Source organism: Rhizobium sp. UGM030330-04, from assembly GCF_003208455.1.
GTDB lineage: Bacteria > Pseudomonadota > Alphaproteobacteria > Rhizobiales > Rhizobiaceae > Agrobacterium > Agrobacterium rhizogenes_A.
On record NZ_QKML01000009.1, the window covers coordinates 73,947 to 97,629 of the forward strand.

At 60.8% G+C, this 23,683-nt stretch carries 23 protein-coding genes; 10 read left to right on the forward strand and 13 right to left on the reverse strand.

The genetic code is table 11. The features are described from left to right. Window positions 1-136 precede the first annotated feature (136 nt). The 6 genes from N434_RS15060 to N434_RS15085 all read left to right on the forward strand — a co-directional run bounded on the left by N434_RS15060 (window position 137) and on the right by N434_RS15085 (window position 7,302). Window positions 137-2,299, forward strand: coding sequence for a TonB-dependent siderophore receptor (locus N434_RS15060; protein ID WP_181423989.1), 2,163 nt, complete (start codon window positions 137-139; stop codon window positions 2,297-2,299). A gap of 27 nt (window positions 2,300-2,326) precedes the next feature. Then, window positions 2,327-3,229 carry an iron-siderophore ABC transporter substrate-binding protein gene (locus tag N434_RS15065; protein WP_181423990.1) on the forward strand — a complete coding sequence of 301 codons (903 nt, stop codon included), beginning with the start codon at window positions 2,327-2,329 and terminating at the stop codon, window positions 3,227-3,229. After that, a complete protein-coding gene (fhuB, locus tag N434_RS15070) occupies window positions 3,226-5,193 on the forward strand; it encodes a Fe(3+)-hydroxamate ABC transporter permease FhuB (RefSeq protein ID WP_110759010.1) in 1,968 nt (655 codons plus the stop codon). Before N434_RS15065 ends, fhuB begins: the two co-directional genes overlap by 4 nt. Before the next feature lie 30 nt (window positions 5,194-5,223). Beyond that, window positions 5,224-6,033 (forward strand): ATP-binding cassette domain-containing protein, encoded by an 810-nt coding sequence (locus N434_RS15075; protein ID WP_110759012.1) that lies wholly within the window; start codon window positions 5,224-5,226, stop codon window positions 6,031-6,033. A 248-nt stretch (window positions 6,034-6,281) separates the two neighbouring features. Beyond that, window positions 6,282-6,809 (forward strand): DUF992 domain-containing protein, encoded by a 528-nt coding sequence (locus tag N434_RS15080; RefSeq protein WP_065116278.1) that lies wholly within the window; start codon window positions 6,282-6,284, stop codon window positions 6,807-6,809. A gap of 97 nt (window positions 6,810-6,906) precedes the next feature. Further along, a complete protein-coding gene (locus N434_RS15085) occupies window positions 6,907-7,302 on the forward strand; it encodes a c-type cytochrome (RefSeq protein WP_161991799.1) in 396 nt (131 codons plus the stop codon). 3 nt (window positions 7,303-7,305) lie between these two features. On the opposite strand, the gene recX is transcribed toward N434_RS15085, so the two are convergent. From recX to N434_RS15115, 6 genes are all read right to left on the reverse strand, one after another. Then, a complete protein-coding gene (recX, locus tag N434_RS15090) occupies window positions 7,306-7,896 on the reverse strand; it encodes a recombination regulator RecX (protein ID WP_110759016.1) in 591 nt (196 codons plus the stop codon). Window positions 7,897-7,966: 70 nt separating this feature from the next. After that, window positions 7,967-8,887 carry an SMP-30/gluconolactonase/LRE family protein gene (locus tag N434_RS15095; protein WP_110759017.1) on the reverse strand — a complete coding sequence of 307 codons (921 nt, stop codon included), beginning with the start codon at window positions 8,885-8,887 and terminating at the stop codon, window positions 7,967-7,969. A gap of 34 nt (window positions 8,888-8,921) precedes the next feature. Next, window positions 8,922-9,869: an ABC transporter permease gene (locus tag N434_RS15100; protein WP_110759018.1), complete on the reverse strand. Its 948-nt coding sequence runs from the start codon at window positions 9,867-9,869 to the stop codon at window positions 8,922-8,924. Continuing rightward, the gene (locus tag N434_RS15105) at window positions 9,866-10,807 is read right to left on the reverse strand and encodes an ABC transporter permease (RefSeq protein WP_110759020.1); all 942 of its coding nucleotides are present in this window, start codon (window positions 10,805-10,807) and stop codon (window positions 9,866-9,868) included. The genes N434_RS15100 and N434_RS15105 overlap by 4 nt, the downstream gene beginning before the upstream one ends. Next, window positions 10,804-12,267: an ATP-binding cassette domain-containing protein gene (locus N434_RS15110; RefSeq protein ID WP_110759022.1), complete on the reverse strand. Its 1,464-nt coding sequence runs from the start codon at window positions 12,265-12,267 to the stop codon at window positions 10,804-10,806. Before N434_RS15110 ends, N434_RS15105 begins: the two co-directional genes overlap by 4 nt. A 97-nt stretch (window positions 12,268-12,364) precedes the next feature. Then, a complete protein-coding gene (locus tag N434_RS15115; RefSeq protein WP_110759023.1) occupies window positions 12,365-13,378 on the reverse strand; it encodes an ABC transporter substrate-binding protein in 1,014 nt (337 codons plus the stop codon). A 302-nt stretch (window positions 13,379-13,680) separates the two neighbouring features. Between N434_RS15115 and N434_RS15125 the strand changes: the two genes are divergently transcribed. Then, window positions 13,681-14,916: a GAF domain-containing sensor histidine kinase gene (locus N434_RS15125; RefSeq protein WP_110759025.1), complete on the forward strand. Its 1,236-nt coding sequence runs from the start codon at window positions 13,681-13,683 to the stop codon at window positions 14,914-14,916. A gap of 1 nt (window position 14,917) precedes the next feature. Continuing rightward, complete coding sequence (locus tag N434_RS15130) at window positions 14,918-15,640, forward strand: response regulator transcription factor (protein WP_110759026.1); 723 nt, start codon at window positions 14,918-14,920, stop codon at window positions 15,638-15,640. Between the two features lie 3 nt (window positions 15,641-15,643). Here the strand turns inward: N434_RS15130 and N434_RS15135 are convergent, their stop codons facing one another. After that, window positions 15,644-16,660: a DNA topoisomerase IB gene (locus N434_RS15135; RefSeq protein ID WP_110759180.1), complete on the reverse strand. Its 1,017-nt coding sequence runs from the start codon at window positions 16,658-16,660 to the stop codon at window positions 15,644-15,646. 101 nt (window positions 16,661-16,761) lie between these two features. Beyond that, complete coding sequence (locus N434_RS15140; RefSeq protein WP_110759028.1) at window positions 16,762-17,988, reverse strand: PQQ-dependent sugar dehydrogenase; 1,227 nt, start codon at window positions 17,986-17,988, stop codon at window positions 16,762-16,764. 183 nt (window positions 17,989-18,171) lie between these two features. Between N434_RS15140 and N434_RS15145 the strand changes: the two genes are divergently transcribed. Further along, the gene (locus N434_RS15145) at window positions 18,172-18,357 is read left to right on the forward strand and encodes a hypothetical protein (protein ID WP_065116289.1); all 186 of its coding nucleotides are present in this window, start codon (window positions 18,172-18,174) and stop codon (window positions 18,355-18,357) included. Here the strand turns inward: N434_RS15145 and N434_RS15150 are convergent, their stop codons facing one another. From N434_RS15150 to N434_RS15160, 3 genes are read right to left on the reverse strand one after another with little or no spacing between them, the layout of a single operon-like run. Beyond that, window positions 18,358-18,984 carry a class I SAM-dependent methyltransferase gene (locus N434_RS15150; RefSeq protein ID WP_110759031.1) on the reverse strand — a complete coding sequence of 209 codons (627 nt, stop codon included), beginning with the start codon at window positions 18,982-18,984 and terminating at the stop codon, window positions 18,358-18,360. An 8-nt stretch (window positions 18,985-18,992) separates the two neighbouring features. Next, window positions 18,993-19,661 carry a pseudouridine synthase gene (locus N434_RS15155; RefSeq protein ID WP_110759033.1) on the reverse strand — a complete coding sequence of 223 codons (669 nt, stop codon included), beginning with the start codon at window positions 19,659-19,661 and terminating at the stop codon, window positions 18,993-18,995. A 41-nt stretch (window positions 19,662-19,702) separates the two neighbouring features. Further along, complete coding sequence (locus tag N434_RS15160) at window positions 19,703-20,290, reverse strand: IMPACT family protein (RefSeq protein ID WP_110759184.1); 588 nt, start codon at window positions 20,288-20,290, stop codon at window positions 19,703-19,705. Window positions 20,291-20,342: 52 nt separating this feature from the next. Between N434_RS15160 and N434_RS15165 the strand changes: the two genes are divergently transcribed. Then, window positions 20,343-21,587 (forward strand): TIGR03862 family flavoprotein, encoded by a 1,245-nt coding sequence (locus N434_RS15165; protein ID WP_181423991.1) that lies wholly within the window; start codon window positions 20,343-20,345, stop codon window positions 21,585-21,587. Here the strand turns inward: N434_RS15165 and N434_RS15170 are convergent. Further along, the gene (locus N434_RS15170; RefSeq protein WP_110759185.1) at window positions 21,579-22,640 is read right to left on the reverse strand and encodes a quaternary amine ABC transporter ATP-binding protein; all 1,062 of its coding nucleotides are present in this window, start codon (window positions 22,638-22,640) and stop codon (window positions 21,579-21,581) included. The two genes, N434_RS15165 and N434_RS15170, sit on opposite strands and share 9 nt — an antisense overlap. Continuing rightward, a complete protein-coding gene (locus tag N434_RS15175; RefSeq protein ID WP_110759034.1) occupies window positions 22,633-23,520 on the reverse strand; it encodes an ABC transporter permease in 888 nt (295 codons plus the stop codon). Before N434_RS15175 ends, N434_RS15170 begins: the two co-directional genes overlap by 8 nt. Window positions 23,521-23,683: the final 163 nt, after the last annotated feature.

Consider the following 23,683-nt stretch of genomic DNA (forward strand, 5'->3'; position numbering starts at 1 on the left):
TTGAATAATTCCAAGCTATTATCGGCGCCTATTTTCATAATCAATAGTTCTGAAAAAAACCGGCTGCGCTTATTGGATCACAATCTGCACCTTGCGTAATAAGATGACTTAATTTCTCCAGAAAACTATCCGTCTTGTGACGGCGCGGGTGATGAAGGGTCTTGGCGTGCAGGGAAAAACCAAACACATTTCCATTCTGGCGGGCGGTTGCGCCGCCATTGCCTATGTGGCGTTTTTGTCCCCGCTTCCCGCCCTTGCGCAGGAAGCCGGAACGACGGTGCTGCAGACCATCACCGTGGAAGGTGGTAAAAAGCAGGACCCCAAGGCACCGGTGAAAGGTTATGTGGCCAAAAGCAGCGCCAGCGCCACCAAGACGGGCCGCTCCCTGATCGAGACACCGCAATCCGTCTCCGTCATCACCCGGGACCAGATGGAGGCGCAGACTGTCCGCAATCTCAGCGAAGCACTGAATTATGTGCCTGGCGTCGTCGCGCAGCCATCAGGTTCCGATCCGCGCTTTGATGCGCCGCGTATTCGCGGGTTTGCGGGAAACCAGCTGCAGTTCCTCAATGGTCTGCGGTTGATGCGCACGGCCGGCGCGCCCTCCTACGAAGTCTATGGTCTGGAGCGGGTGGAGGTCATTCGCGGGCCAGCCTCGGTGCTTTATGGTCAGAGCAATCCCGGGGGACTCATCAATCTTGTCAGCAAGCGACCGACCTTCGAGCGTTTCGGTGAAGTGGGCGCGCGGATCGGCAGCTTCGATTATTATCAGTCGATGTTCGATATCGGTGGTCCGGTGGCGGATAGCGACAGCTTTGCCTATCGTCTGACCGGTCTTGCCCGCAATGCCCATGCTCAGACCGACAATCTGCAGAACGATCGTTACTTCATTGCGCCGGCTCTCACATGGCAGCCGGACGAGGATACGAAGCTGACGGTTCTTGCGTCCTATCAGCACGATAATCCAAGTTCACCTTCCGGCCTGCCGCCGGCGCTGACTTACGCTCGGCCCGGCAACATGCTGGACCGCAGCTTTTATGTCGGCGATCCGTCCTTTGATACGTCGAACCGCAAGTTCACCAATATCGGTTATGAATTCGAGCACCGTTTCGACGAGACCTTCACCTTCCGGCAAAATGCGCGCTATTCCAATTTCGACTGGTCCTACCGGGCGCTCGGCATGTCTTCGAGCAGCGGCGGCATGATCGGCAATCTCATCCGCCGCAATGCGACGTTTCAGGACGAGTTGCTGAACACGTTCAACATCGACAACAGCCTGCAGGCGGATTTTTCCACCGGGCCGGTGGATCACACCCTGCTTGTCGGGCTGGATTACCGTTATTTCGACAATAACGTCAAAACCGAATTCTGGGCCGCGACGCCACTCAACCCTGTCAATCCCGTCTATGGCGGACCGGTCAGCCTGACCTCACGCACGCTTTATGCCGATGTGAAGACGGATATCTCGCAGATCGGCCTTTATGCGCAGGACGAGATGGCGATTGAGAACTGGCGCATCACTGCTGGCCTTCGGCAGGACTGGGCGAGCACCGGCGGCACGACCTTCAACGGCACGACCTATCGTGCACTCGACAAGGACGACCACAAGCTTACCGGTCGCGTCGGCGTCAGCTATCTCTTCGATGGCGGCATCGCACCCTATGTCAGCTATGCGACGTCCTTCGAACCGGTGCCGCAGCCGGCTGTCGGCGATGCGCCGAAGCCGACCACCGGCGAGCAATGGGAAGCCGGCATCAAATACCAGCCCGAAGGTTTCGACGGTTTCTTCTCCGCGGCGATCTATGATCTGAAGCAGAAGAATGTGACGACGACGGTGGGCGGCGTGACGCAGCAGATGGACGAGGCGCACGTGAAAGGCCTCGAGCTTGAAGGCGTTGCAAGCCTTGCCGACGGGCTCGATCTGCGTGCGGCCTATACCTACATGGACAGCGAAGTGGCGGGCCGCGTCAACAACGGCAGGGAACTGGACAATGCACCGCAGCATGCCGCGAGCCTCTGGCTCGACTATACATTCGCGGAGGATACGGCGCTTGAAGGCTTCGGGATCGGCGGCGGCGTCCGTTATGTCGGAAAGCGTTATGGCGATGCCGCCAATACCTTCGAAATGAAGGGTCTCGCTTTGCTCGATCTCGGCGTGCATTACGAGAAGAACGGCTATCGCGCTTCGCTCCTCGTGCAAAACTTGACTGATAAAGAATATATTTCTAGTTGCTCCACTTTCGGATGCTATTACGGTGACGGAAGAACGGTTATGGGCAAGCTGACCTATCGTTGGTGACGCCATATCAAGTGAAGCAGCAGGGGCATGACGCGCAAGGATCCATGGATGTCCCCCCTTTGGGGGCGGCGGGAATTTTTAGGCCTGCTCGCCGCTTCGGCTCTTGCAGGCAAGGCGCGGGCGGCGGTGACGCCCCGCATCGCCGCAATCGACTGGGCCATGCTCGAAACCTCCGTGGCGCTCGGCGTCATGCCGGTGGCTGCAACCGAGCTCATTCAGTTCAGGGTCGGTGCGGTCGAGCCGGAAATCCCTGAGAACGTCGTTGATCTTGGTCTGCGCGGCGCACCGAATTTCGAGCTACTGCAATTGACCCGGCCGGATCTAATCCTGATCTCGCCTTTCTACACGCGCTATACCGGCAGGCTGGAAGCGATTGCGCCGGTCTTCTCGCTGCCCTTTTACGTGAAGGGCGAGCCGCCTTTCGGAAAGGCGCTTGCGGCAGTGTCGGCTCTTGGCGAAAAGCTCGGCCGGGCTGATGAGGCGCGCAGGGTTTTGAGCGAAACGGACGCGGCGCTGCAAGCCATGCGCACCCGCCTCGCCGGTTTTTCCGCGCGGCCGACCTATGTGATCAATATTGGTGACGCCCGGCATTTTCGTGCTTTTGGTGCGGACAGCATGTTCGGGGATGTGCTTGGTCGGCTGGGGCTCGCCAATGCCTGGGTGGATCGTTCGCAATTCACTTTCGCAGCGCCGGTGCCGCTGGAAAATCTCGCCGCGTCGTCGGAGGCGCGTATCGTGATCGTCTCCGATATTCCGGTGGAAGCCCGCGAGAGCCTGCGCAACAGCGCCATCTGGCGGGCCCTTCCGGCCGTGCGGGAAAACCGCGTGGTGACGCTCGGCAATGTCAGCCCCTATGGCGGTATCACCGCCGGTGTGCGTTTTGCGCGGCTTCTGACCGAGGCTTTGACGGCGCAGGGAGAAGCCCTGTGACGGCGCGGCCTCTCCAGCTTTTCTGCGGGCTTCTGTTCGTGCTGGCCTGCGGGCTTTCGCTGCATGCCGGCCTGCAGCGGCTACCTTTCAGCGCATGGCCCGGCCTGCCATTCGATGCCGCCAAGCTGTCGATGGATCAGGTGATTTTCGCCTTCAGCCTGATGCCGCGTGCAGCTGTCGCCATTCTGGCGGGTGCGATGCTCGGCCTGTCCGGTGCGCTTCTCCAGCAATTGCTGCGCAATCCGATTGCCGACCCTTCGACGCTCGGCATTTCCGCCGGTGCGCAGCTGGCCATCGTCATCGCCACCCTGTTCTTTCCCTCAGTGCTGGATGGCAATCGTGCATTGGTGGCACTCACGGGCGCTGCCGCTGCCGCCGCCATTGTCTTCCTTCTCGGCTGGCGGCGGTCCTTCGAACCGGTGACCATGGTGGTATCAGGGCTTCTGGTTGGCATTACTGCCGCCTCCGTTTCGGCGGCGCTGACGCTGGCGCAGGGCGAATATCTGATGTCGCTTGTCGTCTGGAACGGCGGCTCGCTCAGCCAGCAGGACTGGTCGAATGCCTTTTCTCTTGCCTTCCAGCTTCTCGCCGGCCTTGCGCTGACCGGTTTGCTGATAAGGCCATTGACGGTTCTCGGTCTTGGCGATGCCGGTGCGCGATCGCTCGGCATATCGCTGTTTTCGATCAGGCTGGCGGTCGCGGCCGTTGCCGTTGCGCTTGCCGCCTTCGTGGCCGCTGCGGTTGGCCTCGTCAGTTTCATCGGCCTTGCCGCACCGGCGCTCACCCGGGCACTCGGCGTGCGGCGGTCATCCGCCGTGCTCATGGTTTCGCCACTGCTGGGCGGGCTGCTGCTCTGGTTCTGCGATGGTCTCGTTCAGCTTTTGGCGAGCACGACGGCCGAAGTTTTCCCCACGGGCGCGGTAACGGCGCTGATCGGCGGACCGCTGCTTCTGTGGCTATTGCCGAAAATCCGACCGACCGATGTCCATCGCGGCGAAGGCGGCGATGTTGCGGCAAGACGCCGGCTTGCCGCGCTGCTGCCAGTGCTTGTGATCATGGCTGTGCTGATCTTTGCAGCGCTGGCCATCGGCAAAGGCCCGGATGGCTGGACGGTGCTGGGTGCCGGTGACCTGCAAAGCCTTCTGCCGTTCCGCTGGCCACGGCTGGTAGCGGCCATGGCGGCCGGCGGTCTGCTGGCCATGGCCGGGGCGCTTCTCCAGCGGCTGACCGGCAATCCCATGGCAAGCCCGGAGGTAATCGGCGTCAGCGGCGGCGCCGGCCTCGGTTTTGCCGCCGCCATCACGATTTTTCCGGCGGCAGGCCTCTTTGAATTGTTCGCGGGTGCCGGCATCGGCTCGGCGGCGGTCATGACCCTCGTGCTGTTCTTTGCGGTGCGCCGGTATCTGGCGCCTGAGAAAATACTGCTCGTGGGCATTGCCGTCAGTTCGCTCTGCTCGGCGGTGCTTTCGGCCCTGCTTGCCATTGGCGACCAGCGCGCCTGGCAGATTCTCGCTTGGCTCAGCGGTTCGGGTTCGACGGCGACGCCCGCTTCGGCGATTTTTCTTGCCGTGCTCTCCGTCGTTCTTCTTTCAGGTGCGCTGTCGGTGACACGTTGGCTGACAATCCTGCCGCTCGGCCGGGATGTGCCGCTTTCCCTCGGGCTGCCGCTCAGTCTCGCACGCATTGCCGTCATCGCGGTGGCCGGCATCGCCACCGGTGCGGCCTCGCTGCTTGTCGGTCCCTTGAGTTTCGTCGGGTTGATGGCGCCGCATATCGCGCTTCGCGCCGGCTTCACCACGCCGCGCGACCATCTGTTCGCTTCATTCCTTTTCGGAGCGGTGTTGATGGCGCTTTCCGATCTCGGGGCGCGAACGGTCACCTTTCCCTATGAGCTGCCGCTTGGGCTTTTTGCGGCACTGGCCGGTGCGCCTTATCTGATCTGGCTTTCAGGCAGGCGCCAATGATGTGTCTGGGCATTTACGGAGATAAGAACCATGGGTGAGGCAGCACTTGCCGCCGGCTACGACGATACCCTGCTTTTTTCGCTGGAAGGCGTGACGATGGAGGTACCCGGCCGAACATTGCTGCAGCCGCTGACGGCAAGTTTTGCGACCGGCAAGACAATCGGCCTGATCGGCCATAATGGTTCGGGAAAATCGACGCTGCTCAAGATTCTGGCGCGGATCCAGGAGCCCACGGCGGGTAAAGTGTCGTTTGAGGGAAAGGCGCTGGGTGACTGGGGCAATCGGGAGTTTGCGCGAAAACTCGCCTATCTGCCGCAATATACACCGGCCGCCTCCGGCATGCTCGCCAAGGAGCTGGTGGCGCTCGGTCGTTATCCCTGGCATGGCGCGCTCGGCCAGTTCACCAGGGCCGATCAGGAGAAGGTGGATGAGGCCATCGAGCTGACCGACACCGTGGCCTTTCGCGACCGGCTTGTGGACACGCTTTCCGGTGGCGAGCGCCAGCGCGTATGGCTTGCCATGCTGGTGGCCCAGAATGCCGAAAGCCTGCTGCTGGACGAACCGATATCGGCGCTTGATCTCGCACATCAGATCGAAGTGCTGTCGCTGGTGCAGAGACTTTCGCGCGAAAAGGGTCTTGGCGTCATCGTGGTGCTGCACGATGTCAACATGGCGGCACGCTTTTGTGACGAGATCGTCGCCCTGCATTCCGGTAATCTGATTGAAAGAGGAACCCCGCAGGAGATCATGACGCCGGAGGCGCTGGAGCGGATTTATGGGGTGCGCATGGATGTCATGACGCATGCCGCCACCGGCTTGCCCGTCGCGCTGCCGCTTTGAGTTTGTTGCAGCAAAACAACGCCTGAAAGCGCTTGTTGTTGACAGGAATTTTCAACGCATTTTCCGCCCTAACAATGTCTTAATGGCATCCTACCGCCATTAGACATTGTTAACCGCTTTGCTTTCCTTGCATCCAATTAAGTTGTTTTGGATCGATTTCAGGGAACAAACGTTAACAGTGCGGAATTCAATATCCGGAGAGGGCAAGAAGGGCTGCTGCGGGTAGGAATAAAACAGGAGAAAACAAGATGAAAAAGGCTGTTGCCGTAACTTTTGCCGCATTGACGATGGGCCTCGGCGGGGCTGCATCCGCACTCGCTGCCGACCTTGCGAGATACGAACCGGCTCCCCAGGAACAGGACGACCGCAACGGCGTCAAGATCGGTTATCTCACCTGCGATATCGGCGGTGGTGTCGGTTATGTTCTCGGTTCCGCCAAGGAACTGGACTGCACCTTCCAGTCCACGATGGGCGCACGCCGCACCGACCATTACACCGGCGCCATCCGCAAGATGGGCGTTGATCTCGGCTTCACCACGCAGGGCCGTCTGGTCTGGGCCGTTTTCGCCCCGACCGCCGGTTACCACCGTGGTTCGCTCGGCGGCCTTTATCAGGGCGCAACGGCTGAAGTCACCGTCGGTCTCGGCGTTGGCACCAACATCCTCGTTGGCGGCACCTCCGGCTCGATCCAGCTGCAGACGGTCAGCGTGACGGGTCAGGTTGGTCTCAACCTTGCTGCCACCGGCACCTCGGTTACGCTGACGGCCATGAACTGATTGGCAAAGCGCCCGGTGCTTTGACCGGGCATTCTGTCGCATGTCAAAACACGCCCTCTTCGTTGTCAGACGGGGAGGGCGTTGTATTATCCGGGCCATGATTTCCGTATCCAGATATATTGCGGCAGCGACTGTGTTTTCCCTTCTTGCGGCGAGCGCCTTTGCCGAAGGCGATGCGGCGCATGGGGAAAAGGTTTTCAGCCGCTGTTCCACCTGCCACAGTGCCGATACGCCGCGCACCCGCATGGGTCCGCATCTGATGGGTGTGGTCGGCAGGCCGATGGCTTCGGTGGCCGATTACGGCCATTATTCGCAGGCGCTGAAGGATGCCGGCGCGGCTGGCCGGGTCTGGACGGAAGACGAACTGCAGAAGTTCATCGCCAGCCCGAAGAAGGCGATCCCGGGCAATGCGATGCGCTTTTTCGGGCTGTGGAGCGAAACCGATATAACGGACCTGATCGCCTATCTGAAAACGCATCCCCTGCCGCAATAATCGTCAGAGCGGTGCTTCCGCGATGATCTCTTCCGCCTCTTCGAAGGTCATCGCCATGACCTTCGCGCCGATCTCGAAGCCGAAGCCATTGCGGGCGAAGGCGGAAAACTCCTTGCCCTTTCGTTTCTCGTCAAGTTCGACACGGCGAAACGGCCCGAAGGCGCGCTTGCGCGCGAAGATGATGGCGGCGACCAGATCGTTGGTTTCCTGCAACGCGGCTGTTGCCGTTTCCCGGGCGATGCCCTTGATCTGAAGTTTCTGCGCCAGCCCACGTTTCGATTTGCCGCTGCGCTGGCCGCTTCGCACGGCAATTTCCGCATAAGCGGTATCATCAAGCGCCTTGATGCCGTAGGCAAAGGTCACGGCAAAATCGCCGAGCGCCTTCACCTGCGCCGGGCTGATCTCCTCGAATTTTTCCCGTGCCTTGCGCATGATGGCATCGCGCAGCTGCCTTTCCGTCATCATCCGCTGTTCCAGCCGGTAGAGGGCGGAATTGCGCGCCCAGGACAGCATTCGGCTGGTGGGTTCAACGGCCTGCGCTTCGCCATCGAACTCCATGTCATCAGTCAGGAAGGGGCTGGAATCGTCACTCATACCGCATTTATAACGCGGCGAAGCCGTCTTGCCAGTTCCTTGCCGGTCTGAATTCTACGCTTTCAGCGTCTCAGGGTGTCTGCGCTCCGGTTGCGGCCACATACACCGAATAGAGTGATTTCGTTGCGGTGATGAACAGCCGGTTCTTTTTCGGGCCGCCAAAGGTGAGGTTTGCAACCGTCTGCGGCACCTTGATCTTGCCGATAAGCGCGCCATCGGGCGCAAAGCAGTGAACGCCATCACCGGCGCTGGTCCACAGATTGCCGGCCGTATCCAGACGGAATCCGTCCGGCAGGCCATTGTCGAGACTGCAGAACTCCCGACCATTGGCGAGCTTTACGCCGTCCACCACATCGAAGACGCGGATATGGCGCGGGCGGGAGACATCGTGGCTGTAGGAGCTGTCGGCGATATAGAGTTTCGTTTCATCCGGCGAGAAGGCAAGGCCGTTCGGCTGCATGAAGTCATCGATGGCGATGTCGATCTTTCCGGTTGCGGGATCGAGCCGGTAGACATTGCGCGTCTTCTGCTCCGGCTCAGCCTTGTAGCCCTCGTAGTCGGAAAGAATGCCGTAGGTCGGGTCGGTGAACCAGATGCTGCCATCGGACTTGACCACCACGTCATTGGGCGAATTGAGTCGCTTGCCGCCATAGCTATCGGCGAGAACCGTGATCGACCCGTCGACTTCGGTGCGGGTAACGCGGCGGCCACCATGTTCGCAGGAAACCAGTCGCCCCTGCCGGTCGCGCGTATTGCCATTGGTGAAGTTGGAGGGCTGGCGGAATACCGAGATCCCGCCATCCGGCACCCAGCGCAGCATGCGCTGATTGGGAATGTCGCTGAATAGCAGGCAGTTCAGATCGGCGAACCACACCGGGCCTTCGGCCCAGCGGCAGCCGGAATAGAGCTCTTCCAGCTCGGCATTGCCGACGATCAGATGGCGGAAGCGGTCATCGTGGATTTCGTAAGGGGAGGTGTTGTCTGTGGTCATGAGCGTGGTCCGCTTGTGGGCTTGTTGTTTGGGGTCAGCGCGTGGCCTTGGGGCCGCTTGCCAGAAGAATGACGGAAATGATGATGAGGCCGGTGAGGATGAGGCGGATGCCGGCGCCGAAACCATAGGTATTCAGCATCGAAACCACCAGGAACATGAAGAGCGAGGCGCCCCAGATGCCGGGCACGTTGGAATCACCGCCCGCCACCGCCGTGCCGCCGATGACGACGACGGCGATGGACATCAGCAGATATTCCGAGCCCATGTTGAGCGCAGCACCGCCGGAAAAACTGGCGAGCAGATAACCGGCAATCGCCGCCAGCACCGCGCAGAGCACATAGGTGATGAAACGGGTGCCATCCACCGGAATGCCGGTCATGTGGGCGGCAAAGGTGCTCTGGCCGATCGCGGAAATCCAGCGCCCATAGAAAGTGCGATCTAGCAGCAGCCAGGCGACGACCGAGAGCAGCAACGCGACAAGTGCGACGTTCGGAATGCCGAAAGAGCTGGATATCGCGAATGTCGCCAGTGTCTCAGGCGGCTTGATACGCAGACCGCGGTTCGACCAGATGGCAATGGATTGCACGATGAAGCTCATCGACAGCGTCGCGATGATCGGCGGGATGCGCAAGAGCTTGATCAGCGCATAATTGCCGATGCCGATGGCGATACCGATCAGGATGGCGATCAGCAGTCCGGGCAGAATGAGACCATCGGACACATCCATGAATTTCAGCGCCAGCGTGCCTGATAGCGTCATTGTCGCGGGAACGCAGAGGTCGATATTGCCCGGCCCGAGCGTGATGACGAACATCTGGCCGATGCCGACGATGACGGAAAAGGCCGCGAAGGTCAGCGCCGCATGCGACAGACCGAAGGAGCTTGCTCCGCCGGTGAAAAGCACGGTGATGATCCACACCGCAGCCGTTGCGGCGAACGACCAGATCCACGGTTTTTTCGTGAGGGATGACAGCCCGTTCATTGATTTTTCTCCCGCTTTTCAAGACGGTTGAGCAGGATGCGTAAGGCAAGCACGATGATGAGGATCGCGCCCTGCGCGCCGATCTGCCAGTCCGGCGAAATGCGCATGAAGGACAGGAAAGAGCCGGCAAGCGTCAGCGTCAGCGCGCCGATGACGGCGCCGATGGGCGACACCCTTCCGCCGACGAATTCACCGCCGCCGAGGATCACGCCGGCAATCGACAGCAGCGTGTAGCGCAGGGCGATATTGGCATCGGCCGCGGTCGTCAGTCCGACAAGGGCGATGCCCGACAGCACCGCGAAGAAACCGGCCAGCGCAAAGGTGGCGGCACGGATGCCGACCACCGACCAGCCGGAACGCTCGACGGAGCGGAAATTGCCGCCGACGCCGCGCATCAAAACGCCGAAGGAGGAGCGCATGACGATGTAATGCGCGACGACCGCGATCAGGATGCTGGCGACGATGGCGATCGGCACCAGCGGTGGTTTGGCTGTCATCAGTGCCCGAATGAAGGCGGGGGCCTGGCCACCCGGCGAGGGCAGAATGAGCACGGCCAGACCGCCCCAGACGAAGCTCATGCCGAGCGTGACGACGATGGAGGGCAGGGAACGGATATGGATGATGGCCCCGAGTGCGGCATAAACCGCAATCGCGCCGGCAAAGATCGCGATCCCCAGCAGCGGCGTCGTCTGCAGGAAGGTGGCGGTGACGCAGGCGCAGAAACTGACGAAGGTGCCCATCGACAGGTCAAGATCGTTGACCGACATGATCAGCATCTGCGCAATGGTGGCAAGCGCGATCGGCACCGCCAGATTGAACAGCAGGTTCATGCCGGTATAGCTCATGGCGCGCGGCTGCATGTAAAAGACGGCGGCCAGCAGGAAGGCGAGCGAGGCGGCGGGAATGATGAGGCGGAGCGCGTTTGCCGAGAGTTTCATGCGTGGTCCTCTCCGGCAAAGGAGGCGGCCAGCACGTTCTGCTCGGTAATGTCATCGCCGACGAGTTCCGCCTGAATGGTGCCGTCGCGGAAGACATAGACCCGGTCGCAAAGGCGGATTTCATCCATTTCGGTGGAGTACCAGATGAAGGTGCGGCCGTGGGAAGCTTCGGTTCTCAAGATGTCATAGACCTCCTGTTTGGTGCCGATATCGACGCCGCGCATCGGGTCGTCCATCAAAACCGTGCTGGCGGTGGTGGCGAGCGCACGGGCGAAAAGCACCTTCTGCTGGTTGCCGCCGGAGAGCGAGAGGATCTTGTTGCCCATATCGGGCGTGCGAATTTCGATGCGCTGTTTCCACTGCGCGCCGACCGCCTTTTCCCTGTCCCTGTCCACCATACCTGCCGATGAAATATCCCTGAGCGAGGCGATGGAAAGGTTCTTCAGGATGCTCCAGAGCGGGAAGGTGCCGTTCAGGCTGCGGTCGCCCGCCACGAAGGCGATATCGGTCTTTCGCGACGGTAGCCAGCTGTTGTTCTGCGCGAGATAAAGATCGAGCAATGCTTCGGTCTGGCCGTGGCCGCCGAGGCCGGCAAGGCCGATGATCTCGCCGCGAAAGGCCTCGAAGGCGAGGCCTTCGCCACGCCGCGCTGGCATGGAGAGCACTTTTTCGCCTGCCTTGCGGCTTTCTCCCCGCCGCCTGTCCTGTTCCTTGACGACGCTGCCCATGGCTTCGACCAGCGAGCGGGTGGTGAACTCCGCCGCATTCCGGTCGGCCACCACCCGGCCATCCTTCATCACCACGATACGGGTGGCCGTCGAAAGAATTTCCCCGAGAATATGCGAGATCAGCAGAACCGAGCCACCCTCGTGCACAAAGCGGCGGACATAATCCATCAACTGTTCGGCAAGACCGGCGTCGAGCGAAGACGTCGGCTCATCGAGGATCACCAGCCTTGGCGCCTCCGGGGTCCGGCAGAAATTGATGGCGATTTCCACCATCTGCCGTTCGGCGATGGACAATTCGGAAATCGTCAGTTCGCAATCGATGCCATGGCCGGGGAAAATTTCGTCCAATGTCTGCCGGATCGTCGTAAGCGCCCGGCCGCGCCAGTTCCGGCCGCCGATTGCGGCATGCATGATGCGGACATTTTCGCTGATCGTGAGGTTCGGGCAGAGCGACAGTTCCTGAAACACGCAGCGAACGCCGCTGGCGCGGGCGGCGGCGATGCCATGCCGGCCTTGCTCGCCGCGATAGGAAACGGAACCTTCATGTGGCGTCAGCCCGCCATTGATGACGTTGACGATGGTGGATTTTCCCGCGCCATTATGGCCGACGAGCCCGAGGCATTCCCCGGCGCGGATGATGAGGTCGGCTCCATCCAGCGCGCGCACGGCGCCGAACACGACCTTGACGCCGCGTGCGGCGACGACCTCTTCCGCCTCAATGATGTCATTCATGAGCAATTACGCCAGTGATGTGAAAATCGGATAATATCGGTAGTTGCTGCGACGCCCGTTTCGGAGCGCCGCAGCTATCTGTTGTGAACCGGTCCGCTTATTTGGCGGCGATGGCCTTCTGGGCGTCCGCCTGCGAATATTCCACATTCGCCACGCCGCCCTTCTGGGTGGTCTTGAGGTTTTCCTCAAGATTGGCCTGGTCGATGCGCAGGAATGGAACGGTCAGATCCTTCTTCACATCCTTGCCGTCGAGGATTTGCTGCGCTACCCAGAAAGCCAGCGTCGAAACGCCGGGGGCGATGGAGACGGACATGGTCTCGTAACCGCCCGCATCCTTCTGCTGTTTCCACCATTGCAGCTCGTCTTCGCGGTTGCCCATCACGATGGTCGGCGTCGGGCGCTTGGCGGCGGCGAAAGCCTGTGCGGCACCGTAGCCGTCACCACCCTGCGTCACCACGGCGGCAACTTCGGGAAGGCTTGGCAGGATACCGGCAACGGCGCGCTGCGCGACATCCTGTGCCCAGTCGCCATTGACCGAACCGACGATCTTGAACTGCGGGTTCTTGGCGACACCGGCGGCGATGCCGGCATGGATTTCGTCATCCACCGAAACGCCGGCAAGACCGCGAATTTCGAGCAGATTGCCACCCTTCGGCATGGCCTTGGCCAGATAGTCGATCTGGCTTTCGCCCATCGCCTTGAAATCCACCGCGATACGCCATGCGCAGGGTTCGGTGACGATGCCGTCGAAGGAAACGACGGTAATGCCGGCATCACAGGCTTCCTTTACCGCGCCGTTGAGGGCGGTTGGCGAAGCGGCGTTGATGACGATGGCGTCATAACCCTGCAAAATGAGGTTCTGGATTTGCGCCGCCTGTTCGGTCGCCTGGTTTTCGGCGGTCGTGAAGGCGTCAGCGGCCGCGACCTGCTTGTCGGCGACAGCCTGTTTGGTGATCTTGTCCCAGCTGGTCAGCATCGCCTGACGCCAGGAATTGCCTGCGTAATTGTTCGAAAGCGCAATTTTTTTGGCCGACGTATCGGCATGAGCGGTGATCGGCAAGGCTGCGCACGCGACAGCGGCCGACGCCAGAAGCATCTTCCTGAAAGCCATTGATTTTCCTCCCTGGTGGCTTGCCCTTTCGGGGCCGGAACCCTCACCCGCCGCAAATCTCCTCCGCAGCAGACGAAATCCCGTTGCACTGGAGCTCCGTTCCCCAGTACAAGCGAGAATGACCAAGAAGATTTGGCTTGTACAGGCGGATCACGGCAATCTTCCTGCGGGTTTCCGCAGAAAGCATGCGGGAACCCGCAGGACGAAACGGCCTTGCCCGGCGCAGAATGGATGATGCGGCGTTCTGACGGGTCATATCAGCCGCAATGGTCGAAGGCAGACGCTTGGGAGGGCGTCCGCACATGCTGGATACGCCGAAAAGCGCGCTCTTTCACCACTATATGGGCATTTCGCGGCTGCTTGCCGGGCAGCTGGAATTCAATGCCATCATTCAGGCGGTTGCGACAGAGATCAGCCATATCATCCCGCATGACCATATGGATGTCTGCATCAAACAGCTGGATGACAAGTACCATATTGCCTATGAGAGCGGTCTGGTCAGTGCCTGGAGCCGGCAGCCGCCCGCCCTTCTGACCGGTAGCCCGATCCGGTCCCTGCTGTCAGGTGCGGTCGAATATCTCTTGAGCGGCGATGCCTGCGCCGATCCGCGCTTTCATTTCGAAGGCTCGTTTTCAAGCCCGATCATCGAACTTGGCCTGCATAGCCGCCTGCATGTGCCGATGAAGGTGCATGGCGATATCATCGGCGCGCTCAGCTGTTCGTCACACCAGTCGGATGCTTATTCGATGGAGGATGTCGCCAACGCCCGCGCGGTTGCGGATTTGCTGGCGCCCTATTTCTACGCCATCCGCGCCGCCGAGCAGGCCAAGCGTTCGGCCATCGAGGAGGCGCGCGCCAATGCCCGCGAGGAGGGCCTGCGGCTGGGCGCCCTGCAATTGACCGAGGCGCTGGAGGCCGAGCGGCAGCGCATCGGCATGGATTTGCACGACCAGACGCTGGCGGATCTCACGCGGCTGGCGCGGCGCATCGAACGCATGAGTCATGCCGCCGATGTTTCGGGCGAGATGCTGGAGCCGGTGGTGCGCAGCCTGCAGCACTGCATGCAGGACCTGCGCGAGATCATCGAGGAGGCAAAACCCTCCATCCTGCAATTGTTCGGCGTCGTGCAGGCCATCGAGACCTATGTCGACCGCTCCGTTCGTGACAGCGGAAATGTGATTGAATGGTCGGTAACCGATGAGACCGACGGGCTGGTCGAAACACTCGACAAGACGGTGGCCATCTCGCTGTTCCGCATCGTGCAGGAGGCGGTCAACAATGCCATTCGCCATGCCCAGCCGGAAACCATTGCCGTGACGCTTTCGTCCGTCGATGGCGGTTTGCGGGTGACTGTCAGTGATGACGGCAGCGGCGGCGGTGGCGGCGGGGCCTCCGGCGGTCTCGGCATCGGCAACATGAAGACGCGGGCGCGGCTGATTTCGGCGCGGTTCGATATCGGCGGCAACGGCGCGGGAGCCGGAACCCGCATTACCGTGACGCTGCCGGAAAGCGCTTTCGACCGGCGGGAGGATGTGTGACATGGATGTGCTGATCGTTGAAGACGATGCGCTGCACCGCGCCTATCTCAATGAGGCCGTGCGTGCCGCCCTGCCGGAATGCGACAAGGTACTGGAAGCCTCCAACGGCAGAACCGGCGAAAAGCTGGCGCGGGAGAACCGGGCCGCCCATATCGTCATGGATTTGCAGATGAACGAGCGCAATGGCATCGAGGCGGCGCGCACCATCTGGAAGGAGAGGCCGGATACCCGCATCCTGTTCTGGTCCAACTATTCCGACGAGGCCTATGTGCGCGGCGTTTCCCGTATTGTGCCGGAGGGTGCCGCCTATGGTTACGTGCTGAAATCGGCCTCCGATGACCGGTTGCGGCTGGCGCTGCGCAGCATCTTCATCGAGGCGCAATGCGTGATCGACCGGGAAGTGCGTGGTCTGCAGGAAAAGAGCCTCGGCAAGGCGCATGGTTTTACCGATTCCGAATATGAAATCCTTGTCGATGTCGCGCTCGGCCTCACCGACAAGGCGATTGCGCGCCGCCGCAACCTGTCGCTGCGCAGCGTGCAGAACCGGCTGCAAAGCCTCTATGAAAAGCTGAACGTGCATCAGGCGCCGGGTGACGACGATGCGGAAGGCCGGTATAATCTTCGAACCCGCGCCGTCACGGTGGCTTTCCTACGCAAGCTTTTGAATTATAGCGCGCTGGAAAGGGCCGAGCGGGAACTGGTGGAGTGGGCGGCTAGCCGCTGAGCCTCACGGCAGGAAGGCAAGCAGCCGTCTTTCATCCGCCCTGAGGCCGGAGACGGGCTTTGCCCCGACTTTCAAAATGCGGCTAAGCTTTTTCTGTGCCTTTTCCTCCGTCGCAATCTCAAGGATGGCAGGGTGCACGTAACTTTTGCGGCAGATGGCGGGGGTATTGGAAAGCTCAGTCGCCGCTGCCTGACACATGCCCTTTATGCTTGGTTTTTCCCCTGCCGCCACATACTCCATCGCATCGCAGAAGGCCGCAAGCGTGCCGCCCCAGGTGCGGAAGGTCTTGGCGGAAATACCGGCTCCGCCGGTGCGGGAGAGGTAAGCGTTGAGATCGCTGGAATCGACCGAATGCACACGGTTTTCGCTGTCCTGCCAGACAAAGAGTTCCTTGCCGGGCAGATCGGCGATTTCCTCGAGGATTTTCTGAAGCCGGGGGTGGCGCAGTTGCCGCTTCACTTTTTGCCCGCCCTTGGCGGCGAAGCGCAATTCGATGGTTTCGCCGAAAGAGATGTGACGTTTGAGCAACGTCGTCGCGCCATAGGTGCCGTTGGTTTCGAGATAGGAACGGTTGCCGACGCGCAGATAGGAGGCGTCAAGCAGCAGCGTGAGTGCGGCTAGCGTCATGTCCGGCCCGTGATCCTGCTTTTCGATATCGGCAATGGCCCGGCGACGAATGGCGGGCAACGCCTTGCCGAAACTCTTGAGCTGGAAGAATTTCGTTTCGCCGCGCAACGCGTGCCAGTCTGGATGATACCGATATTGTTTTCGCCCACGCGCATCGAAGCCGGTTGCCTGTAAATGTCCTGATGGATCGATGCATATCCATACGTCCCGGTAGGCGGGTGGCACGCCGAGCGACTTGATGCGCTTCAGTTCGATGCCGTCGGAGAGAAGTTCGCCGCCCGGCAGCCGGTAGCAGAAACCGCGCCCGCGTTTTTCGCGGGAAATACCCGGCTCCTGATCATTGACATAGGTAAGTCCGATTTTGGCAAGAAGGCGGGTAGGCGGTTGTGGCATGGTTTTTCCGGCAGGTTTTACGCTGCGGCAAACGAAAAACAGGCCGCCTTCGTTCCGGCGGCCTGTTGCTTTGATCATCAGTTTTTGCAGCCGATCGTTTTTCAGCTGGCTTTGGCAATCCGGAGAATCTGCGAGTTGCCGCCCCGCTGTTCGGTTACGGCATAAACTGCGCCATCCGGCCCGATCTTGACGTCGCGGATGCGCGCTTCGAGCGGTAGCCGGCTTTCGGTCGCGACTTTGTCGCCATCGATATGCAGGATGACGAGACCCTGGCTTACCAGACCACCGACAATGAAGGCGCCCTTCCATTCGGGAATCTGGTCGCCGCCATAATAGGCCATGCCGGAGGGGCCGATGACGGGGTCCCAATAATAGACCGGCTGTTCCATGCCTTCCTTGGCGGTGGCGCCTTCGCCAACCGACCGGCCGCTATATTCGATGCCGTAAGTGATGACCGGCCAGCCGTAATTGAGGCCCGCTTTTGGCATGTTCAGCTCATCGCCGCCCCTCGGGCCGTGCTCCACAGTCCAGAGCCTGCCCTCTCCATCAAGTGCTGCGGCCTGCAGGTTGCGGTGGCCGTAGCTCCAGATTTCCGGCAGCGCATTCTGCTGGCCGGCGAAGGGGTTGCCCTCAAAAGCCTTGCCTTCGGTATCAATGCGGAAGACCTTGCCAAGACCACTCGACAGATTCTGAGCCTGCACGCGCGGTGTGGCATCCGAACGTTCGCCGACGGTGACGTAAAGCTCGTTGTCAGGGCCGAAGACGAGGCGGGAGCCGAAATGCTTGTCGCCGTCATAGGTGGGCATCTGGCGGAAAATCACCGAGACATCTTCCAGTTTTGCCGCACCGCCATCTTCGGTCAGCTTGGCTGAGGCGACGGAGGTGCCGTTGCCGCCATCCCGTGGTTCGGAGAAGGAAAAGAAGATTTTACGCGATGTCTCGAAATCGGGAGCCAGCGCGATGTCGAGGAGACCACCCTGTCCAGCGGATGCCACCTCAGGTACACCCTCTATCGCGGGGCCTGCCTTGCCATCAGCGACGATATGCATGGCGCCTTCCTTGGCGGCGACGATCATGCGGCCATCGGGCAGGAATTCCATCGACCAGAGATGCGGCAGACCCTCGGCGACAACGGTTTTTTCAACGTTTGGCTGGACGTCAGCCTGCGGCGCGCGCGTCTGGCCCTCGAAAGCCGGCTTCTGATCCGGCGCATTAGCCCGTTTCGTCTCGGCAGCCGGGGCGGTCTGTGCATGGGCAGCGCCGGCAAGTGGCACGGTAAGCAGCGCACATAAGATCGTCGAACTCAGAAATCGGTTGTTGTGGAACATGGGTCTCCCTTCCTTCGTTTACGTCAGGCAGAGAACCATTTGGGGAGGATTTCGTTTCCTGCGAGAGTTTCAAGAAAACTTGATGAGGCCGTGTGCTGTCACGCGCCCTTTTTTCATCCATGCGAATTTATAGGGAACCGGAAGCCCGCCGTCACGTTTGGCCTCTGTCAGACGGAGGACGCCATGCAAATCATCGACAACAAGACAATAAACGGGAACAGAACCAAGCCGATCCTGAATGTCGCGGAATTCTGCCGCCGTTACCGGCTGGACAAGGCGGAGGAGACGAGACTCAGAAAGCTGTTCGGCGAGTTCGCTTCGCGGCATGAGCTTCTGATGAATGCGCAGCGCAAGCCGAGCTTCCGCTGATCATTCCTCGGGATCGAGAGATTTTCCGAAGATCATGAAGACATCATAACGGGTATTCTTGCCCATTATCTGATGCGAGGGCTTGCGAATGCCCGGCATCGGAGCGGCGCGCAGCGGCCATTTCAGAACCACCCGCTTCGTTGCATGTTCAAGCGCCGCCTCCATCAGTTCCACCTGATCGGGATCGGAACCCACCAGTTCTCTCAGCACCCGCATCTCTTTTTTCACCAGCGCCGTGTTGTGGCGCGGCGGATGCATGGGATCGACGATCACCACCTCGGGTGACAGCTCTTTCAGCAGATAACGGGAATCGCCATTGAGGAGCGTCATGCGCGCAGCTGCCTCGGCATAGGCGCCGCCCGCTTCAAGGGCGCGGCGAATGCCATCGGCAAGATGGGCGTGCATGCCCGGTGAGCGTTCAATGAGGGTAACCTCCGCCCCGAGCGATGCAAGCAGGAAGGCATCTCGCCCCAGCCCCGCCGTGGCATCGACGATTTTTGGCGTGCGGCCCTTGGTAAAACCGGCGGCTTTGGGCAGGGCCTGTCCTCGCCCCTCGCCGGAGCGGAAACGGTGCCCGACCGCACCGCCGACAAAATCCACCACGAAGCTTTCGTTTTCTTCCTTCATCTGCGACCTCAGAACGGGCAGGGCACGGTATAGGTGACGTCGTGGCCATCGGGATGGCGGAAGCCGACCTCCTGCGCATGCAACATCAGCCGCGGGGCGGCGGCGAGCGCCTCGCCGTCGGCATAAAATTCATCGCCGAGAATCGGATGGCCGAGCGCCTTCATATGCACCCGCAATTGGTGGGTGCGGCCAGTGAGGGGCGTGAGCGCCAGCCTTGTCGCCGGAAGTGGCAATCGTTCCAGCACTCGCCAAAGGCTTTGCGCCGGCTTGCCATTTTCATGGTCCACGCGATGGCGAGGCTTGTTATCGGGATCGATCGCCAGCGGCAGGTCCACCTCGCCCGCTTCATCCGCGACCGTACCCCAGACGACGGCCACATAGGATTTACGCGTCTCACGGTTCTCGAACTGGGCGGCGATGGCGGCGTGGGCCTTGCGGTTCAACGACATCAGCACGATGCCTGAAGTGTCCTTGTCGAGCCGGTTGATCATCAGCGCTTTCGGAAACTGTTTCTGCACCCGCGTCATCAGGCTGTCGAAGAGCGCCGGATCGCGCCCCGGCACGGAGAGAAGCCCGCTCGGCTTGTCCAGCACCAGCAGATCATCATCCCGGTGGACAATGGTGAGCCAGGGTTCGAGCGGCGGATTGTAGATGGGGTTGGAAAGCTCAGATGACATGGCGCTTCCTTAGCACGAATCTCGTATTCGGACAGGCGTGCTTAGTCGGGAATATGGAGATTGACGCGCCCGCTGGTCAGGTCGCTTAAAAGCCGGGTGAGACGTTCGGCTTCCCCGGCCGGAACCGAGAGCAGCATATCCGCACCGGTGCCGGTGAAATCCTCCCTCTCCAGCCGCAGGTTCTGCGTGGCGGAAAGGCGGGATTTTACGAGCGCCAGATCGGAAAAGGGGCAGCTCAGCGTGGCGCTGACATAGGCGATGACCGGCGAGGTCTCACCAAGCCGAAGGCAGGCTGCCGCCGTGCCGCCATAGGCGCGCATCAGGCCGCCGCTGCCGAGCAGTATGCCGCCGAACCAGCGGATGACGAGAACGGCGACATTATCCAGTGCCTGACCGTCAATGGCCTGAAGGATCGGCTTTCCGGCTGTTCCCGAGGGTTCGCCGTCATCGCTGAAACGATAGGTCTGACCGGTGCGCCACGCCCAGCAATTGTGGTTGGCATCGAGGTCCGAATGCGCCACGAGGAAGCTTTTTGCATCCTCCTCGCCGGTTATCGGCGCGGCAAAGGCGATGAAGCGGCTTTTCTTGATATCCTGTGAAAAGGTAACGGGGCGGTCGAGCGTGAACATGGCCGTTCAATATCGCATATATTCACATACGGAAATCGGTATAAGGCTCTCAATGGCGAAGATGGTGATGGAGAGGGTTTTGGCAAAGGCGAGGCAGGTCGCGATTGTCGGCGGTGGGCCGGCGGGGCTGATGGCGGCCGAAATGCTCTCTGCCGCAGGCCATGCCGTGACAGTGTTCGAGGCCATGCCGACCGTGGCGCGCAAATTGCTGATGGCTGGAAAATCCGGCCTCAACATCACCCATGCCGAAGACTACGACAGTTTCCGCCACCGGTTTGGCGATGCCGAACCGGCGCTGCGCGCCGCTCTCGATGATTTCACACCTGACATGCTGCGCGACTGGGCGCATGGGCTGGGGCAGGAAACCTTCGTCGGCACATCGGGCCGGGTGTTCCCCAAAGTCATGAAGGCCTCACCGCTGCTGCGGGCATGGCTCGCCCGGCTGGAGGCGCAGGGTGTGACCATCAGGACGCGGCACCGCTGGACGGGCTTTTCCGGCGAGCGGCTGGTTTTTGCGACACCGGAGGGCGATCTTGCCATTGAGGCCGATGCCGTTCTTCTGGCCCTTGGCGGCGCAAGCTGGCCGCGTCTGGGCTCGGATGCCGCATGGGTTCCCCCGCTTGCGGCAAAGGGTGTGGAGATTTCCCCTTTCCGTCCTGCCAATTGTGGTTTCGATGTCGAATGGAGTGATGTCTTCCGCCAGCGTTTTGCCGGTGAGGCAGTGAAATCCACTATCACCATTTCACCGGCCGGAGCGTTTCAGGGCGAGTTCGTGATAACCAAGCACGGCATCGAGGGCAGCGTGGTCTATGCCCATTCCGCCGCTCTGCGCGACCGGCTGGAACAGGCGGGCAAGGCCTCGCTTGCCATTGATCTTGCCCCCGGACGTACGGTGGAACGCCTCAGCCGGGACTTGGCGAAGCTCGGGCGGAAGGAGAGTTTTGCAAATCGCATGCGCAAGGCGGCGGGCCTATCGGCTGTGAAGGTCGGGCTTCTGCGGGAAATCTTTCCCGACATCGCGGCCATGCCGGACGATTTCGTCGCCGCGAGAATAAAACATGCGGAAATACCGCTCTCGCGGCCGAGGCCGATTGCCGAAGCGATTTCATCGGCCGGTGGTATCGCATGGAGCGGCCTTGATGAAAACTACATGCTGAAAAAGCTCCCCGGCCTGTTCGTTGCCGGGGAAATGCTGGATTGGGAAGCGCCGACGGGCGGTTATCTGCTGACCGCCTGTTTCGCCACCGGCAAGGCGGCGGCGAAGGGGATGGCCGGATGGTTTGAAGGCTCAGCCTGAAAGGCGCTCAGACATGCCGCCTTCTTCGCCATGTGCGGTCCTGACGAGGCAGCGCATGATGGCATCGGTGGTGACGGCGCCGAGCGACTTGCCGTTTTCTCCAACGACCGTGGCACTGCCGACATTTTCCCGCACGAGTGCGCGCAGACCTTCCTCAACCGTCATATCCGCATCGAGCTGAAGCCGCGACTGGCCGGAAAATTCCGGCTGGACGATGGCGCCGAGGCGGATGACCCGGCCGCGATTGACCTCTTCAACGAAGGCCTCGATATAGCTGTCTGCCGGCGACATGACGATTTCGGCCGCCGTGCCCTGCTGGATGATTTCGCCGTCACGCAGAATGGCGATCTTGTCTCCCAGCCGCAGCGCCTCATCGAGATCGTGGGTGATGAAGACCACGGTCTTTTTCAATTCCTTCTGCAATTCCAGCAGCACCGTCTGCATGTCGACGCGAATGAGCGGATCGAGTGCCGAATAGGCCTCGTCCATCAGCAGGATTTCGGCATTGTTGGTCAGCGCCCGGGCAAGGCCAACGCGCTGCTGCATGCCGCCGGAAAGCTGGTTCGGATAGTGGCTGGAAAATCCCTCCAGCCCCACGCGCCTGATCCAGACTTCGGCGCGTTCTTCCCGCTCGCGCTTGTCGATGCCCTGCACTTCAAGGCCGTAGACGACATTCTGCAGCACGTTGCGATGTGGCAGGAGGCCGAATTTCTGGAACACCATCGCCGTCTTGTGGCGGCGGAATTCCAGAAGCTCCGTTTCGTTCAGGCGACAGACATCGGCTCCGCCATAGAGGATTTCGCCGGCCGTCGGGTCGATCAGGCGGTTGACGTGGCGGATCAGCGTCGATTTGCCGGAGCCGGAAAGGCCCATGATGACGGTAATCTGCCCGCCCGGCATGGTGATGTTGATATCGCGCAGACCAAGCACATGGCCGTGTTTGGCGTTGAGTTCCGCCTTGGACATGCCGGCCCTGACGGGTTCGACAAAATCTGCCGCCTTGGAGCCGAAAATCTTGTAGAGGCTGCGAATTTCGATCGATTGACTAGCCATGCGCCACTTCCCGGTGTTTTTGCAGGCGAAGGCCATAGGCCTGGCTGATGCGGTCGAAGATGATGGCGATGCCGACAATGGCAAGCCCGTTGAATACGCCGAGCGTGAAATACTGGTTGGCGATGGCCTTCAGCACCGGCTGGCCGAGGCCCTGTACGCCGATCATGGAGGCGATGACGACCATGGCGAGCGCCATCATGATGGTCTGGTTGATGCCGGCCATGATGGTGGGCAGCGCCAGCGGCAGCTGCACCTTGAAAAGCTTCTGGCGCTTCGAAGAACCGAAAGCGTCCGCCGCCTCCAGCACATCACGGTCGACCATGCGGATGCCGAGATTGGTGAGACGGATCATCGGCGGAATGGCGTAGATGACGACGGCGATGACACCGGGCACGCGGCCGATGCCGAGCAGCATGACGACGGGAATGAGATAGACGAAACTCGGCATCGTCTGCATCACGTCGAGAACGGGATTGACCACATTCTGCAGGCGGTTGGAGCGCGCCATGGCGATGCCGATCGGCAGGCCGATGACGATGGACAGCACGGCGCAGACGAAGATCATCGAAATCGTCTTCATCGTGTCTTCCCACATGCCGAACCAGCCGATGGCGAAGAGAATGCCGCAACAGAGGGCAACAATGGTGGCGCTGCGGCTGGCGAACCAGGCGAGCAAGCCGACAATAAGAATAACGACCGGCCAGGGCGCGCCGATCAAAAGCCTTTCCGCCCAGATGAGGAAGCTCTGAAGGGGCGTGAACAGCCCCTCTATTGCGCTGCCATAGGTTCGGGTAAATGCCCGGAAGCCTTCGTCGATGACTTTTTTCAGCGCGCGCAGAGCATCGTCATTCATGGTCGGAAATTTGAAAAGCCATTCCATATCCTGTTCTCCATGACGAACCGGAGGCGGGGACCGATATCCTCCGCGCTCCGGGAGTAAAGTCGCCAGAGCGCGGCCGCATCTTCGGGGATGCCGGGCTGAACGCTCCATCATGTTGAGCCGGTGCATCGCGCCCTCAGAAAACCGCGTGGTTTTCGGCATC

Coding starts and splice junctions, on each gene's coding strand:
- N434_RS15065 (WP_181423990.1), top strand. CDS start 2,327: ATGACGCGCAAGGATCCATGGATGTCCCCCCTTTGGGGGCGGCGGGAA.
- N434_RS15075 (WP_110759012.1), top strand. CDS start 5,224: ATGGGTGAGGCAGCACTTGCCGCCGGCTACGACGATACCCTGCTTTTT.
- N434_RS15080 (WP_065116278.1), top strand. CDS start 6,282: ATGAAAAAGGCTGTTGCCGTAACTTTTGCCGCATTGACGATGGGCCTC.
- N434_RS15085 (WP_161991799.1), top strand. CDS start 6,907: ATGATTTCCGTATCCAGATATATTGCGGCAGCGACTGTGTTTTCCCTT.
- recX (WP_110759016.1), bottom strand. CDS start 7,896: ATGAGTGACGATTCCAGCCCCTTCCTGACTGATGACATGGAGTTCGAT.
- N434_RS15095 (WP_110759017.1), bottom strand. CDS start 8,887: ATGACCACAGACAACACCTCCCCTTACGAAATCCACGATGACCGCTTC.
- N434_RS15100 (WP_110759018.1), bottom strand. CDS start 9,869: ATGAACGGGCTGTCATCCCTCACGAAAAAACCGTGGATCTGGTCGTTC.
- N434_RS15105 (WP_110759020.1), bottom strand. CDS start 10,807: ATGAAACTCTCGGCAAACGCGCTCCGCCTCATCATTCCCGCCGCCTCG.
- N434_RS15110 (WP_110759022.1), bottom strand. CDS start 12,267: ATGAATGACATCATTGAGGCGGAAGAGGTCGTCGCCGCACGCGGCGTC.
- N434_RS15115 (WP_110759023.1), bottom strand. CDS start 13,378: ATGGCTTTCAGGAAGATGCTTCTGGCGTCGGCCGCTGTCGCGTGCGCA.
- N434_RS15125 (WP_110759025.1), top strand. CDS start 13,681: ATGCTGGATACGCCGAAAAGCGCGCTCTTTCACCACTATATGGGCATT.
- N434_RS15130 (WP_110759026.1), top strand. CDS start 14,918: ATGGATGTGCTGATCGTTGAAGACGATGCGCTGCACCGCGCCTATCTC.
- N434_RS15135 (WP_110759180.1), bottom strand. CDS start 16,660: ATGCCACAACCGCCTACCCGCCTTCTTGCCAAAATCGGACTTACCTAT.
- N434_RS15140 (WP_110759028.1), bottom strand. CDS start 17,988: ATGTTCCACAACAACCGATTTCTGAGTTCGACGATCTTATGTGCGCTG.
- N434_RS15145 (WP_065116289.1), top strand. CDS start 18,172: ATGCAAATCATCGACAACAAGACAATAAACGGGAACAGAACCAAGCCG.
- N434_RS15150 (WP_110759031.1), bottom strand. CDS start 18,984: ATGAAGGAAGAAAACGAAAGCTTCGTGGTGGATTTTGTCGGCGGTGCG.
- N434_RS15155 (WP_110759033.1), bottom strand. CDS start 19,661: ATGTCATCTGAGCTTTCCAACCCCATCTACAATCCGCCGCTCGAACCC.
- N434_RS15160 (WP_110759184.1), bottom strand. CDS start 20,290: ATGTTCACGCTCGACCGCCCCGTTACCTTTTCACAGGATATCAAGAAA.
- N434_RS15165 (WP_181423991.1), top strand. CDS start 20,343: ATGGCGAAGATGGTGATGGAGAGGGTTTTGGCAAAGGCGAGGCAGGTC.
- N434_RS15170 (WP_110759185.1), bottom strand. CDS start 22,640: ATGGCTAGTCAATCGATCGAAATTCGCAGCCTCTACAAGATTTTCGGC.
- N434_RS15175 (WP_110759034.1), bottom strand. CDS start 23,520: ATGGAATGGCTTTTCAAATTTCCGACCATGAATGACGATGCTCTGCGC.